Source organism: Prosthecobacter sp. (assembly GCF_044236155.1).
Lineage (GTDB): Bacteria > Verrucomicrobiota > Verrucomicrobiia > Verrucomicrobiales > Verrucomicrobiaceae > Prosthecobacter.
In genome coordinates, this window is sequence record NZ_JBIIHA010000007.1 from 160,338 (window position 1) to 175,098 (window position 14,761).

Here is a 14,761-nt window from a genome sequence, read left to right on the forward strand (position 1 = left end):
ATCGAAGCTACTTTGCCCGAGTCTGGAACGTGCGTGAGTGCTTCTGTGACGGCACGTTCACCGTGTAGCTCTTCGCATCCGTGCTGACCGAGCAGTGGATGTGATGCGCGGCACAGCCCTCGGCCAGATCGCCATGATTGGCGATCATGGCCTTGTCGGATGTGTTCTCCTGATCGTCGCGGATGTTCTCGTGTACCTGATACATGGCCTGGACCGTCGGCGTGGACTTCAGGGCGTCCATGGCGCTCTTGCTCGTGCCTTTCTTCGGGCCGTTGTTCATCACGGAAACCGTCGGTTGCAGGCTGCGAACGAGGACGGGGTTGCTGCTGACGTCGAGGCCATGGTGGTTGACCTGATACAAATCGACGGTGCCGACGAGGTTGAAGGGCGTCACGAGCTTCTCCTCCACGTTCCAGGTCAAATCACCGCCATCAAAGAAGCGGAAGTCGCCGAACTCCAGCAGCAGCACGACGCTGTTCGCGTTGTCGGTTGGATCGGCCGCTTTCGGTGGCACGGAACCGGTGAGCGGGTTCTGCTGCTGATTGGGATACGGCGGGATGAACTTCTGATTTGCCGCGAGGCAGCGGAGTTTGAGCTTCGGGCCGCCATCGCTCTGTTTGAGTGGAATCACATCACCCGAGGCCAGCGTGACGCGTTTTTCCACCTTCGCGTCGCGATACGGCCGGCTCATCAACGTCCAGCGCATGTCCTTGCCACGGCCATCGGGACTGTCTTCGGTGATGCCTTTGTCATACAGCGCGCCCACGGGCATCAGCGCCGCCAGCTCGGCCAGACCGCCGAAGTGATCGCCGTGGAAGTGCGTGATCACGACATGATCAATGCGCTTCAGCCCCGCGATCTCCGTGGCGACCTTCTGAATGCGCTGCGGATCACGTCCGCCCGGATTGCCGGTGTCCACGAGCACGGACTCCCCCTCCGGCGTGACAATGAGCGTCGAGCCGCCGCCTTCGGAGTCGATCCAGTAGATGTCGAGCGTCTTGTCACGAGCAAAGGCGGTGAGAGTGAAGGCGAAGAGGACAATGAGAGCGCGGATCATGGCGGATGGTATGTTGTTCACGCTTTAGCGTGCCCTCTTCTCTCACAAACGCGCTGAAGCGTGAATCAAAAACTGCGCATCACCGCCCCGGCGGATCGACTTCCTTCACGGTGGCACCGTGCGTGTCGCTGAGCACCAGGACGGCGAGTTTTGTGACGTTGTTGAGCTCCGCAGGCTTTAGCATGGCGTAGTCGAGACCGTTGGTGGGCGTTTCGGCACCTGAAGCCTGCAGCACGGCGTTTTCAGGCGCATTGAGGCTGGCGTAGTCAAAGCGGCCGCGGAGGTCGGTGTAGCCGTCTTTGAAGAAGCGGACGGTGCCGTTGTTGAGCTTCGCATAGACCTTCACATAGGCCTTGGGCAGCGGTTTGTCGGTGGTGGCATCGCGGGTTTCGAGGCGGCCGTAGTTTTCGGTGAGAGCGAGCTTGAGCGTGTTGGCGTGATAGGCCTGCGTCTGGCGTTTTCCGGCCCCGATGACCTCCACGAGCACGTTCGCCTTCGCGAACTCGCCCGGCAGCGGGATGTCGAGCTTGGTGGCGTCTTTGGGAAGGGACTGCGTGGCCGTTTTGTTCGGCTTGATGATGCTGAAACGGCCCGCGTCCTGGCTGACGAACGGATTGCTGCTGAAGCTGAACTCCGGATCCATGAGGTAGTAGTTCAGCGTGACCTCGGAGAGGTTTTTCCAGTTGAGCGTGATCGTCTGTTTTTCGACCGTGAAGTTAAAACCGGGCTCCGTGGCGGCCAAAGCGCCTTGCTGGGCTTCGCGGTCGGGTTGGGCCGGTTTTTCAGGGTTGGTGGTTTTTCCATCCACCTCATCCGCTTGGGTGAGCACATCTTTGAATAGCGTTTTCCAGCGTGGGGGGAGATCGGTCGGATCAGACTGATCGGACCGATCATTGCCGGCGAGCCTCCGGCTCGCGATGCCACGCGCTGCGGCCACATCTCCCTCATAAAAGGCCGCGTAGCACTGGAAGTAGTCGTGCTGGAGGCGTGTGGGCAGTTTGGTGGCATCCACGGCCTTGAAGCGTGCCAGCGCCTCCTCCACGCGGTCTTGGAGGAAGAGGTAATAAACCACGCTCATGCTATCCATGGCATCGAGCTGCGGCTTGTGCGCCAGGGCGGTGAGTAGCTGCGTGTATTGCTGGAGCACCGCCGGATTCGCGATGCGCCACTCACTGCCGAGTCGATGGGCGCGTTGATTGACGAGCGGCGAGTATTCGAGGTGCTCGTAGGTGTGCAGTTCGATGGGTTCGATGCTGAGCAGTTTGCTGGCGAGATACGGGCCGCATTGCTGCATGAACCCGTTCATCACGTCCGTGAATTTCAACCACTCGCGGGAGGTGCTGCTGTCATTGTGGAGAAGCGCGTAACGGAAGACGGCCTCATTCACCACATGATGCTGATTCATGAAGCCGACGAGCTTCTTGTAGAAATCGCCCTGCTTGCAGCGCCACGCCACGCGTTCGAAGTCGAGCGCTTCGAGGTTGTTCTGCTCCAAAAACGCGAACACCTCGGCCTCGGTGCCGTTTTGCGACACGTAATCCCACGAGGCCTTGTCCACCTGCGTGAGTTTGGCCACGACGTTGAACTCCATCGGCTTCGCTGCCGCGCCGCCGACGTTCACGGGGAAGTGCGCGAACTTCACGCCCGCCTTCGCCGACACGGCAGGGAAGTAGAAGTGATACTCAAAGGTCTGCGTCGTGTAAGGCTCCAGACGCACCTGTTTGGAGTCGGTGGCCTTGCTGCCGAGCACGGGCAGAGCGCCCTGCGGGATTTGCAGCAGCACGGCGGCCTTCACGCGACTGCTCGTCGGGTTCGTGACGACCACATTCGCGCCGTAAGTCACGCCGGTGAGGAATTCGGCGCTCACATACTTCTCGAACTTCTCATTCCCCTCCATCCGGTAGCGGTCGCCATGCCGGAAGAAGCTCTGCGAGACGAGGAGCTGGCCCTGCGCGGTCTTGTCGCCCTCCACCGGCTTGATCTCCTTGTGGAAAAGGATGCACGGCCCGCCCGCCGCGAAGGTGAACTGGCCGTTCTCCGCCTTCGTCGTGTGTTTCGGTGCCTCAAACGGCAGATCGAGCACCGCCAGCGCCAGCATCATCTCCGTGAAGTTGCGATGCGCCTCCGCCACATTCGCCGAAACAAAGCCGCCCTTCGATCCCGCCGCCACCCACGCGGCATAATCCTGCCAGAACGCGTTCACCGTGACGAGTTCGGCATTCTGCTCGGTGATGCGCAGCTTGTAGTAATTGTTCTCCGCCCACTCCTTCGTTGGTCCGAGGGCTCGATAAAGCGCACGCACCTGCTGACGCGCCCTGGCTGAGACTTCCGTGCCAAAGTAGAGTGTGTTGAGTGTGCCACCGTTGACGGTTATCGCGCCGGTGTAGGTGTTTGCGCCTTCCATTTTGAAATTGCCGGCTCCAGACTTCTGAAGGGCCAACTGCCGCTCCTCTCCCAAGGCCTCCAGTTCTTTGCGGCCCGCCATGCGGTCTTCATCCTTGTCTTTCGCATCGCTGAGCCTTTTGAGTTCGCCCACGGTCACAGACCTGCGCAGGGCGACACCACTTTCCGCTGCGATCACACCACCCGTGCCCATGCCTTTTCCAAAACCACCACCAGCGGCAAAACCGTCTGCGGGAGCAGCCGCGGCCATCGGCGCTGGAGGTGGCGTTGCGGCAGCGGCCTGCTCCTTCGCCTTCTCCAAATCACCTAAGGCTCCGCGGGTCTCACTTTCCATCGCACGTCCACGCAGCGCCGTTTCAAACAGACGATCCGCTTCCTCGGGATTCGGCGGAATCATTTCCCACAGCTCGCGCACGTGCCGGGCTGCATTCGGGGCTTCGTTTTGAATGCGCTGCGCCAGCAGGATGCGCTCGACGATATTCAGGCGGGCGTAGGCCCAGGGTTCGAGGTGTTTGGCGAGGTCGAGGCCGAGCAGATACTCGTCCATGAAGGTTTTGTCCTTCTTGTTGGCGAGGTAGGGCTTCACGACCTTGTCGAAGAAAGCTTTGTCCTTGCGCTGGAGGAAGAGGTTCAGCTCGTGGCAGGCGTGTTTGCCGTAGTGGGTGAGTTTCTCGTCGTCTTTGAGCTTCGGCCAGTTCAGCAGGAAGGCGAACTCGGCGAGGTGGCCGTTGCCGCTGAGCGTGGTGAAGAGGCTGTGGACGCCGCCGAGGGTGTCGTAGGTCTCGAGTTCGCTGGTGAGGATGTCGGCGAGGGTGAGCGACTTGCCGGTGTCGAGCACGGTGATCTCTTTTTTCTGCGTGAAGGGCTTCGCGGGATCAAGATTCCGCGCGAGGCGCTGATCGGCGAATTTCGTGGGTACCTCCGGCAGCGTGAGCGTGCGCCACGAGGCATTTTGCAGGTCCTCGGCGTAGATTTGGATGTGCTGGCGGTCGCCAAGCATCTTGCGCTCGATGCGCACGACGCCGTCTTTGTCGGGAACGAGGTTGTAGATGACCGGCGCGGAGTTGGCGAGGAAGTCGAGGTTCGTGCCGCCTTGCGGGCCTGCTTGGGCTTTCATCTTCTTCGCGGGCATGGCTGCGGGAGCAGCCGTGCTGCCAACCGAGCCACCGCGTGTCATCGAAGCTCCTTCACCAGCTTGATTGCCGAGCGCATCGAGATCCGTGCTGCGAATCTCCCATGGATTCAGCAGTAGGCCGGGACGCGTGAGCATGTTGCCGGGGAAGAGCTTCGCGTAACGGCGTTCGAGGATGTAGCGGTATTCATCGCCGATCTCGCGGCCGGCGGAGTAGAGGTTTGGATTTCGCGCAGGCGTGCCGGAGGCCGCGCCGAAGCGTGTGAAGCCGCCGAGGCCATCGAAGAGGCTCTTCTCCGGCTCAAAACGCGATGCGGTGACGTGCACGCGGGCGAAGGGACTGCTGTGCGCGAGTTTGACGGTGATGAAGTCTTTGTCGGTGGTGGCTTCGGTGATGTGAAGAGGCGAGTTGCCTTTGAGTTCGAGTTGGCGGTGCTTGCCAAGTGCCCAACCGCCGATGGGGGTGCCTGCGGTGACTTTGAGCGTGATGAGTTGGTCGCCGAGCTGGAGTGAGTAATCGCCGGGCTTGAGGCCGGTGATGGTGAGGAAGCCGTTTTCGGATTTGAGGTTGGCGCTTTGGTCGGAAGTGAAGGTTCCGGCGGTTTGGGAGAGCAGGGAGATTCTTGCGCCCCGTTGGGGCTGAACAGGTTGAAAACCTGTTCCACTTTCTGGGACGCGAATTACTTCGCCTTCGATGGCTTGGATGGTCGTGCTGAGCGTGCTGTCGGCTTCTTCGAGCGTCCAGGAGCCGCTGCGCCCATTCGGAATCTTCGCGGCGAGTTGTTCGATGCCTTCGAGTTTGCCGAGGACGATGCGGCCCTTGTCGTCGGTTTTGAGGGCGTGGGTCTGCACGCGTGTGAAGTCGCGGTGCTTGAAGGTGAAGACGATTTGCTGGTCGGCGATGGGTTCGCCGTTTTTGCCGAGGAGTTCGAAGATGCGTTGTCCGTCGAAGGTGCTGAGGTGGCCGTCGCTGGTGGCTTCGGTTTTGTCGATGCCGTTGAGCGTCCAAGTGTGGCTGGCGTTGAGGTCGCGTTTTTCGCCGCCGTTGCTGAGGACTTCGACTTTGCCGCTGAGCGTCACCGCGAGTGTGGCGAGGCGTTCGGGCACGCTGAGCGTGTGCGTGAGCACGCTGCCGGCGCTGAGTTTGAGGTCTTTGACCTCACGGGTCGTCGAAATGCCGTCGTGGGTAGTGCTGGTGATGGTCAATTTGGGCTCGGTGAGTAGTTCAGGCGCGAGATGCGTCTCGCCGAGCATCAAGGCAGTGCGCACGGCCAGCGTGGCTTCGCGACGGGCGAGGAGTTGCTCGCGCTCGATGTGGAATTGCGCATCGAGGCGGTATTCCTCGGCGTGGTGGTTGAACTGCGTGAGCGTGGCGAAGGTGCCGGCGGCATCGCCGATGATGAGGTTCTTCGTGCCGGGCTGGTTCGTGAACGGAATGGCGATGCGGCCGAGTTTTTCATCGACGCTGAATTTGCGGCCCTCAAACCATGCGACGGCGCCTTTGACGGGCTGGTTCTTTTCATCGAGCACGAGGATCAAATCGCCTGCGGGGCCGGTTTGCTGTAAAATGTGCCACTGGCCGGCGCGGATGAGCGCACGGCTGCTGCGGCCGCCGCCGATGAATTCGATGATCCAGGCTCCGCGTTTGCCTTTGAGGTCGGGGAAGGCGAATTTTTGCCGTGTGCGGCCAAACGGGCCGCCGTCAAAGGCGTGCGTCTGCTCGCTATTCGCGACGAGGCCGTCGAGATTGAGATCGGTGTTGAGCTGGCGCTGCTGCGTCTGGAAGAAATTGAGCGTGTTGAGCTCGAAAATCTTCACGATGAGCTTCGGCGTGTTTTTGACGATCACATCGAACGCGATGTCGTCGCCCGGCAGGAACTGCGGCGCGTTCGTGGCGGGGAATTCGATGTCCACGCGGTCTTTGAGCGCCTGAAACTCCGTGGGCGTGATGAGCGAGGCCCAGCGCTCGGGATTGCCGATGCCATTCGTGATGAGCGCCTCGGCGAGGATGGGTTTGAGCCAGATGTCGCTCACATGCTCGATCCACGGCGCGAGGAGATCGCGTGGATTCGAGTCCGCTTTGGCAGATGTGGCAAAGAGATGCAGAAAGTAGTCGCGGACGAGTTCTTCGTCATTGTGAATGGGCGGCGAGCTGATGAGCGGATCGCTGAGGTCGGCGTCGAGGTCGCACCAGTCGGAATTGTAGGTGCGTAGGAACTCCTCATTAATATAAGGCATCCGGCGCGGGAGCTTGAGGTAGCTGAGGAAGCGCTCGCGATCATAGACGCCCTTTTTGCGGTCATGATCGAGACGCAGGTAGAGGATGCGGGCCTTGAGGGTTTTGTGCGATGTGAGGACTCTCGCAAAGTCCCACACGCGATCAAGCCAGGCCTCGCGCTCGGCTTCGTCTAATTCGAGGCTCACATCGGCGCTGGGGGCCAGTTTGCGCAGGTAAGTGTAGATGAAGCTCGTGCTGCCGAAGTTCTGGCCTCTCAGCTCATCGAGCTGCGAGATCAAAAGCTGCCGATGAATCGGCAAATCACCAAAACCGATGCTTGGCTCGGCTTGGAAGTCCGCTTTCACCGCCTCGATCAGATTCGGCACATCGGGGCGCTGGAGTTTTTGCAGCACGGCGCGGCGTTGATCCGGCGTGAGCGGCACCTGATCGCGAATGAGCGCGGCGAGAGCCTCCTGCGAGAGGCTTTGCAGGCCGCGGTCGTTGTTCAAAGCATCGCGCAGGAAGACCTCGCGGCTGATTTTGGCCGGATCGAGGCTCGTGGGCAGGTCGGGCTTCGCATCGGGCACCTGACGCTGGTGATCGTGGCGGATGCCGAGGCGTTCGATGAGGTATTTGAGCGTAAGGAGCGGCTCCTTCTCGTAGCCGAGAATGGCCTCGCGGTTCAAAATGACGCGGCAGGCCTCATTTTCGTCCGGCGTGCGCTTCCGCCACTCGTTGAGCAGGTTGTTCAGCTTCGCGGTGTCGCGGACGTTTTGATAATGGAGGGCGTGGAAGAAATAATACTCCTCCGAGCCGGGAACGAGCTCCCCGAGGGCTTTTTCACGATCCGCGGCTAGGGCGAAGCGCTCGATGAAGCCGATTTCGTTTTCGCCCGCCTGCGCCAAGGCTATGGAGGGCAGGGCGAGGGCCGTGAGCGGCAGGAGGAAGGAAAGGGCGAGCGTTTTCATGGCCGTGTGTGATGGTTGGAGAGGATGATGCGGCGAGCATCACGGCTGAGGCGAGCTTTTATTGTAAAGAGGCTGTCAATTCGCCGGACATGGGGTGTCCCGAGAGGCAGGGCAGGGTGCCAAAAAAGCGTTTGAAAGGAGGGGGCGGGGCACTACTATCCGCGCCCCTAACCCCCTGATACTCATGGCAGACGCAGCAAACAAATACGCCCAAAACGCAACCGGAGCTTATTATGTCGATGACCAGTGCATCGACTGCGACCTGTGCCGTGAGACCGCCCCGGCGAATTTCAAGCGCGATGACGACGGCGGGCATTCCTACGTTTACAAGCAGCCGGAGAACGATGAGGAGGTCAAGCTCTGCGAGGAAGCCCTGACCGGTTGCCCTGTGGAAGCGATCGGCCGCGACGGGGAGTGATTTCGCCCTTTCCGGCAAATTCCAGACAGTCTCACCGCAGAGAGAGCCAGCGGGGAGCCAGCACTTTTTCCAGACGGACGCATTGGTTCGATTGAGCGTTTGGCGGGAAAGAAACCTGAACCGTGTATCCTTTGAACCCGGAAGGGCCGGTGCCTGACAGGTCGCGTTCGAGCCAATTGGCGAGTTTTGTGCCCCGCTCGCAGTAAGCGTAGATGGAGCTTTCACCGTTTTCGGAAGTCAGCTTGATGCAGAGGTATTTGGCGGTGTCTGAGAACTCGAAATTGAAGTACTCAAACAGCCTCACGTAGGTTCGCAGCGTGACTGGTTTGGATTGGCGTTGCTCGCGGAAATCCCGAAAGGACATCTCGCCGTAGCCGGTGAGGCTTTCCCAGTCGATGAGGAATTTGCCATCAGGACCACGAAGCATGGCGACCTCAAGCGTGCCGTTCGGCCGGCTGCTGGAGTAGCTGAAGTAGAGAATCTCGACGCCATCGATTTCATAACGAGCCTTGTTGATGAGGCCTCCCGGCATGGGGTCCGTGCCCTTTTGGATTTCGTAAAAGTCCTTCATCAGTCCGGCAACACGGCTGGAGTGGGCCACGAGAGCCACCTTGTCCTGCCAGTTTTCTGTTTTCCAATACTTGTCCAGCAGCGCAACGGCCTGCGACACATCCTCGCCGGTCTCCACCAAGGGGAGCTCCCGGATGGATGATTCCGCCGGCAGAGCGCCATCGTCGTTGATTTTGACCTTGGCGGTAGTGACAGATGAGGGCGTGGTAGAGACTGGCTCGGCGATACGTTGCAATACGGATGGCGGATCGGGCTCCCTGCTTGCCGCTTCGATGGAGAGCCCCATTTTTTCCAAGCCTTGGGCTCTCATCTCGGCCTTTTTTGCCAGATCGATCAATAACTTGCGGCTGGAAAGGCTCTCGAAATACCATTTCCATCCCACGAACAGCGTCAGCACCAGGCAGGTGCAAATAGTGACGCAGACGCCCATAAAGGCGCGGTGTGAACCGATGGAACCGGAGGACATTGACATACGATGCTGATTATGAGCGGCTGAGGCAGTCATCATGGCCGGGAAATCTCTCAGGCTCAAGCACTTGGTTGCCGCTTCTCAGTCTCCGTCTAAAGTCCGCGTTTCATGAATTATCCGGAAAAAGCCCGCCGCGTCATCCAGCTCGAAATCGAGGAACTGCAGCGGCTGCATGCTCGCATCGACGGCGGCTTTACCCAGGCCATCGAGCTGCTGCTGGCCTGCTTGCGCGGCAAGGGCAAGCTCGTTGTGTGCGGTGTGGGCAAAAGCGGGAACATCGGCCGCAAGCTGGCCGCCACGCTGAACAGTACCGGCGCTACCACTGTGCTGCTGAATGTCGGCGACGCGCTGCACGGCGACCTCGGCGTCGTCGATCCCGGCGACCTGGCGATCATGCTCAGCTACAGCGGCGAGACCTCGGAGCTGCTCGATCTGCTGCCGCATTTCAAGCGCTTCGGCATCCCGATGATTGCCATCACAGGCGGCTTGCAGTCCACGCTCGCAAAAAACGCCGATGTCGTGCTCGATGTTCACGTCACGCAGGAGGCCTGCCCGCTGAATCTCGCGCCGACCTCCAGCACGACGACGATGCTCGTGCTCTGTGATGCGCTGGCTATGGCGCTGCTCGAAGCACGCGGTTTTCAGGCCGAGGACTTTGCCAAGCTGCATCCCGGCGGCTCGCTTGGCCGTGCGCTGCTCACACGTGTGAGCGATGTCATGCGCAGCGGCGAGCAGCTCGCGACCATCATGCCCGAAACCACCGTGCGGGAGGCCTTGCAAGCCATGACAAAGGCGCGCAGCGGCGCTGCCGTCGTCGTGAATGCGGACGGCACGCTCGCCGGTGTCTTCACGCATGGCGACTTCGTCCGGGCCTTCCAAAAAGACAACGCCATCGCCGACAGGGCGGTGCGTGAGTTCATGACGCCGCGTCCCATCAGCATTCAGGCCGGCAAGCTCGCCGCCGAGGTGCTCGCCACGCTCGAGAAGTGCCGCGTGGATGACATCGTCGTCGTGGATGACGCGGGCAAACCCGTCGGCATGGTGGACACGCAGGACCTCACGCGCCTGCGGCTGATCTAGAGTTCCCAGTTTTGAACTGAGACGGATTGAAACATTCGACCCGAAGCCCGGCGCCTCAGAGATCCGTGACTTCGCGATAATGACGCACGCGGTAGCCGCGCTTGCGCATCAGTTCGATCAATCCGCTGTCTCCGGTGAAGTGGCCTGTGCCGACGAGCACCATCACCTTCTCGCCTCTTTTGAGCATCGCCTCCAGCTTGTCCATCCACGAGAGATTTCGCGCGATGAGGAAGAGGTTCATCAAGTCGGGATACTTTTCCGCCTCGCGGAAGAGCATCTCCTGCAGCGCCGGCAGGTCTCCGTGGCGCCAGGCGCGGATCATTTTCTCAAATTCCTCCGCCACGCTGCTGATCTCCCCAAGCGTCTGCTCGAGCAGTTCGCGTTGTTGCTTGTCGCTGAGCGCCGCGAACAGCTGGATCTGAAACTCCACCGTCTCAAGACCCTCGGCGGGCTTGCCGTCCTTCTTCGCTCGCGCCTCGAAGTGCGCGTCCACGCCCTGGTCCGGCCTCGCGCCCAGCGCCGCGTATTCCATGGAGGTGATCATCAGCGCCATGAACCACGGGCGGAAGCGGTTCATCGAGGAAATCTCCAGTCCGCGCTTCTCCGTCCACTTTTTCACCGCCTCCCACGTTTCCTTGCTCACGTTCGCCTCCAGCGAGGTGTCCGCCGAATACATGCCGAGTTGGGACATCCGGCTGGTCAGCTCCGGCCCCGAGGCCGCGCCCGGCGGCAGTTCCAGCACGAGCTTGTTTGAATACATGTAAGCCGCCTCGTAAGCGGGCGCGAGCGGGTAGTCCTTCTCGCGCAGGATGTGAATCGTGCCGCAGAGGAACAATCGTCCGCCATTCGGCCCGTCCACCACCCACACGCTGCCATCGCCTGCGCCATCAGAGACAAAGGCCGCCGCATCCGGCTTTCCATTCGTCTTTTCCTCCTCACGTCCACACGCAACGGCGCACACGATCAGTGCGAGGGCGGATATCAGGCGGAAGACAAGCATTCAATGATTCAAACACGCGGCGCTAGCCTGATGCAACCGCCAACTCAAGCCAGCACCGGCCTCACCACGCTGCCATGCACGTCTGTTAGCCGGAACTGGCGGCCCTGGAAGCGGAAGGTGAAGCGTTCGTGGTCGATGCCGAGCAGATGCATCAGCGTGGCCTGGAAATCGTGCACGTGAACGCCGTCCTTCGCCACGTTGAAGCCGAACTCGTCGCTCTCGCCGTAGGTCATGCCAGATTTCACGCCGCCACCGGCCATCCAGATCGTGAACACATACGGATGATGATCGCGGCCCCATTGTTTTGTGTCCTCGATCTTGCCCTGCAAAAAAGGCGTGCGGCCGAATTCACCGCCCCAGATGACCAGCGTGTCCTCCAGCAGGCCACGTTGCTTGAGGTCCTTTACCAGCGCGGCGCTCGGCGCGTCGGTGTCGGTGGCTTGGATCTTGAGCTGCGTGTTCAGATTGCGATGCTGGTCCCAGCCCGCGTGCATGAGTTGCAGGAAGCGCACGCCACGTTCGGCGAGTCGCCGCGCCATGAGGCAGTTGTAGGCAAAGCTGCCCTGCCGCATCACGTCCGGGCCGTACATGTCGAGAATGTGCTTCGGTTCGGTGGAGAAGTTCGTCAGCTCCGGCACGCTGGCCTGCATCTTGTAGGCCATCTCGTATTGTGCGATGCGCGTGGCGATTTCGGGGTCGCCGTAGTCCTTCAGCTTCATCTCGTTCAAGCCGGCAATGCCGTCGAGAATCGTGCGCTTCACCTCGCGGCTCATGCCGTCAGGATTGCTCAGATACAAAACGGGATCGCCGCTGCCGCGGAATTTCACGCCCTGATACTTCGACGGCAGAAAGCCGCTGCCCCAGTAGAAGTCATAAAAAATTTGGCCGCAGCTCGCCTCCTTGTCACGCGAGGTCATCACCACAAAGGCCGGTAGATCGTCGCACTCGCTGCCGAGGCCGTAGCTGAGCCACGAACCAATCGATGGACGTCCCGCCTGCTCGCTGCCCGTCATGAAAAACGTGATCGCCGGCGCATGGTTCACCTGAGCCGTGTGCATCGATTTGATAAAGCACAGCTCGTCCGCGATCGCCGCCGTGTGCGGCATGAAATCGCTCACCGTCGCGCCGCTCTGGCCATGGCGTGAGAACTTCGTGATCTCACCGAGCACAGGCCGCGCCGTCTGGCCTCCCGTCATCGTGCTGAAGCGCCTCCCTCCCACGATGCTGTCCGGAATCTGCGTGCCGTGCATCTTCTTGAGCATCGGCTTGTGATCAAACAGGTCCACATGCGACGGCGCGCCGTTTTGCAGCAGGTAGATCACCCGTTTCGCCTTGGGCGCGAAGTGCGGCAGCGCAGGAGCCATCGCATCCGCCATCTGCGCCGCGAAACCGCCCCGCGTCAGCAGCGATCCCAGCGCCGCGCCACCAAGACCCAGCGCCGTCTTGCCGAACAGGGCGCGGCGGGTCAGGTGCAGGCGGTTGGCGTCGATTGGATGCATCAGCATTGATCTCTACGAGTGACAAATCACCGCCTTTCCTTCATCATGCCGCTGTCTCCATGAAACCGCTGCTTTTCATCCTCTTCCTTGCCGCAGGTCTGCGGGCCGCCGAGCCGCTTGAACTCAAGCTCTGGCCTGATGGTGCTCCGGGAGCCATGCTGCCGCATTCCAAGGCCACCGAGGACTTCATCCGCACCAAGGCCGGCAAAAGCACCATCACGGACATCCACGAACCGACAATCGCGATCTACCGTCCCGAAAAGCCGAACGGCACCAGCGTCATCGTCGCCCCAGGCGGCGGCTACGTTTTCCTCTCCGCCGTTCATGAGGGCACCCAGGTCTGCGAATGGCTCAACACCCTCGGCGTCACCGGCATTCTCCTCAAATACCGCACGCCCACCCGCGACGAGGTCGCACCGCATGAAAAACCCGTCCAAGATGCCGCTCAGGCGATCTTGCTCGTCCGAAAGCACTCGGAAGAGTGGGGACTCAATCCGGCTCGCGTCGGCCTCCTCGGCTTCAGCGCAGGCGGGAACTTGCTCGCGCACATCGCCTGCGATCGCGTCACCAAAAGCGAGCAGCCGAACTTTGGTGTCATGATCTACGGCGGAGGTTTCGTGGATTTCAAAGAGCCCACCAAGCTCAAAGAAGGCTTCACTGTGCCTGCGGATGCTCCACCCATGTTCCTCGCCTGCGCCCACGACGACGGCCAGAATCCGCTTGCGGCGACAGTTCTCTACCTCGAATACAAGAAACACAGTATCCCCTGCGAGCTCCACCTCTTCGCCAAAGGCGGTCATGGCTTCGGCATGCGAAAGTCTGGAAACCCTATCAACGACTGGCCGCAACGCTGCGCGGATTGGATGAAGGCGATGGGTTGGCTTGCGCCCGAGTCATGATACTAAGGGGTCATTTTCTCAAAATCTTCGCTCATGTGCTGTGTTTTGGCGGCACCAATTTCATACTATGAATGCATCAGCCTTCCGTCCCGCCCAAAGCCGCCGTCGCTTCTTCGCCCTCGCAGCCGGGACATGCGGAGCGTGGATGACCAATTGTTCCCGCCAAGGCGGTGTGCGTAGGTTCTCCCAGTCCTCGAAAGCGCTTGGGGCGACAGTGACGATGACGGTCCTGCATGGGGATGAACGAGCAGCCGGCGCGGCGTTCGACGCGGCCTTCGCGGAATTGGAGCGCATTGAGTCTGTGATGAGCCTCTACAGACCGGAGAGCCAGATTTCGCGTTTGAATCGCGAAGGCGTGCTCGAAACGCCAGATGCCTCGTTCGTCGAGGTGCTGCGTTTTGCCGCTGAGGTCGCCGGGAAATCCGCCGGAGCCTTTGATGTGACGGTGCAGCCGCTGTGGGCGCTCAAAGGCGCAAAACCGGACGCGGCCACGCTCGCGCTCGTGGAATGGCGGAAGATCGAATTCAGTGAAAAGCGCATCAAACTCGCTCCCGGCATGGCGATCACGCTGAATGGCATCGCGCAAGGATTTGCCGCGGACGCGGCGATGCGCGTGATACGTGCTCATGGAGTGGAGAATGCCCTGATTGACGCGGGTGAGTTCAGCGCGCGCGGCTTGAACGCGGAGAACGCCCCGTGGCGCATCGGTATTCAACATCCACGACAGCGCGATGCCTTTGCCGCGCTCACGCAGCTCGAAAACCGCTGCCTGGCCACCTCGGGCGACTACGAAACGGCTTTCAGCGATGATTTCAGACGCCATCACATCCTCGATCCTCACACGGGCGAGTCGCCTGGCGAACTGGCGAGCGTTTCGGTGCTGGCACCGACGGCGATGACCGCCGATGCGCTCTCCACGGCGCTTTTCGTGCTCGGTGCTGAACGTGGACTGGATTTCCTCCGCCATTATCCGGACACCGACGCTTTCTTGATCCTCAAAGACGGTCATGAGTTGCGGACAAAGAACTTTCCCGTCTGCGTTTAAGCC

The 14,761-nt window shown here is 60.7% G+C and carries 9 protein-coding genes; 4 read left to right on the forward strand and 5 right to left on the reverse strand.

The window, feature by feature from the left end; translation table 11 throughout:
* Positions 1–7 precede the first annotated feature (7 nt).
* Positions 8–1,057, reverse strand: coding sequence for a ComEC/Rec2 family competence protein (locus ACILSE_RS08610; RefSeq protein ID WP_395716967.1), 1,050 nt, complete (start codon positions 1,055–1,057; stop codon positions 8–10).
* Positions 1,058–1,136: 79 nt separating this feature from the next.
* A complete protein-coding gene (locus ACILSE_RS08615; RefSeq protein WP_395716968.1) occupies positions 1,137–7,778 on the reverse strand; it encodes an autotransporter-associated beta strand repeat-containing protein in 6,642 nt (2,213 codons plus the stop codon).
* 184 nt (positions 7,779–7,962) lie between these two features.
* Between ACILSE_RS08615 and ACILSE_RS08620 the strand changes: the two genes are divergently transcribed.
* The gene (locus tag ACILSE_RS08620; protein ID WP_395716969.1) at positions 7,963–8,196 is read left to right on the forward strand and encodes a ferredoxin; all 234 of its coding nucleotides are present in this window, start codon (positions 7,963–7,965) and stop codon (positions 8,194–8,196) included.
* Between the two features lie 31 nt (positions 8,197–8,227).
* On the opposite strand, the gene ACILSE_RS08625 is transcribed toward ACILSE_RS08620, so the two are convergent.
* Entirely contained in the window at positions 8,228–9,298 is a 1,071-nt protein-coding gene (locus tag ACILSE_RS08625; RefSeq protein WP_395716970.1) for a hypothetical protein, read from the reverse strand.
* Positions 9,299–9,343: 45 nt separating this feature from the next.
* Between ACILSE_RS08625 and ACILSE_RS08630 the strand changes: the two genes are divergently transcribed.
* On the forward strand, positions 9,344–10,315 hold the full coding sequence (locus tag ACILSE_RS08630) for an SIS domain-containing protein (protein WP_395716971.1): 972 nt from the start codon (positions 9,344–9,346) through the stop codon (positions 10,313–10,315).
* Between the two features lie 55 nt (positions 10,316–10,370).
* Here ACILSE_RS08630 and ACILSE_RS08635 read toward each other — a convergent pair whose 3' ends face one another.
* Complete coding sequence (locus tag ACILSE_RS08635) at positions 10,371–11,315, reverse strand: TraB/GumN family protein (RefSeq protein ID WP_395716972.1); 945 nt, start codon at positions 11,313–11,315, stop codon at positions 10,371–10,373.
* Positions 11,316–11,359: 44 nt separating this feature from the next.
* Complete coding sequence (locus tag ACILSE_RS08640; protein ID WP_395716973.1) at positions 11,360–12,814, reverse strand: DUF1501 domain-containing protein; 1,455 nt, start codon at positions 12,812–12,814, stop codon at positions 11,360–11,362.
* A gap of 59 nt (positions 12,815–12,873) precedes the next feature.
* Here ACILSE_RS08640 and ACILSE_RS08645 point away from each other — a divergent pair, with 59 nt between their 5' ends.
* Complete coding sequence (locus ACILSE_RS08645) at positions 12,874–13,713, forward strand: alpha/beta hydrolase (protein ID WP_395716974.1); 840 nt, start codon at positions 12,874–12,876, stop codon at positions 13,711–13,713.
* 145 nt (positions 13,714–13,858) lie between these two features.
* Positions 13,859–14,758, forward strand: a complete 900-nt coding sequence (locus ACILSE_RS08650; RefSeq protein WP_395717013.1) for an FAD:protein FMN transferase — start codon at positions 13,859–13,861, stop codon at positions 14,756–14,758.
* The last annotated feature ends 3 nt before the right edge of the window (positions 14,759–14,761 follow it).

Bases quoted from the DNA above. Each gene is read 5' to 3' on its own strand.
- ACILSE_RS08650 (WP_395717013.1), top strand. From the start codon at position 13,859: ATGACCAATTGTTCCCGCCAAGGCGGTGTGCGTAGGTTCTCCCAGTCC.
- ACILSE_RS08610 (WP_395716967.1), bottom strand. From the start codon at position 1,057: ATGATCCGCGCTCTCATTGTCCTCTTCGCCTTCACTCTCACCGCCTTT.
- ACILSE_RS08615 (WP_395716968.1), bottom strand. From the start codon at position 7,778: ATGAAAACGCTCGCCCTTTCCTTCCTCCTGCCGCTCACGGCCCTCGCC.
- ACILSE_RS08620 (WP_395716969.1), top strand. From the start codon at position 7,963: ATGGCAGACGCAGCAAACAAATACGCCCAAAACGCAACCGGAGCTTAT.
- ACILSE_RS08645 (WP_395716974.1), top strand. From the start codon at position 12,874: ATGAAACCGCTGCTTTTCATCCTCTTCCTTGCCGCAGGTCTGCGGGCC.
- ACILSE_RS08635 (WP_395716972.1), bottom strand. From the start codon at position 11,315: ATGCTTGTCTTCCGCCTGATATCCGCCCTCGCACTGATCGTGTGCGCC.
- ACILSE_RS08630 (WP_395716971.1), top strand. From the start codon at position 9,344: ATGAATTATCCGGAAAAAGCCCGCCGCGTCATCCAGCTCGAAATCGAG.
- ACILSE_RS08640 (WP_395716973.1), bottom strand. From the start codon at position 12,814: ATGCATCCAATCGACGCCAACCGCCTGCACCTGACCCGCCGCGCCCTG.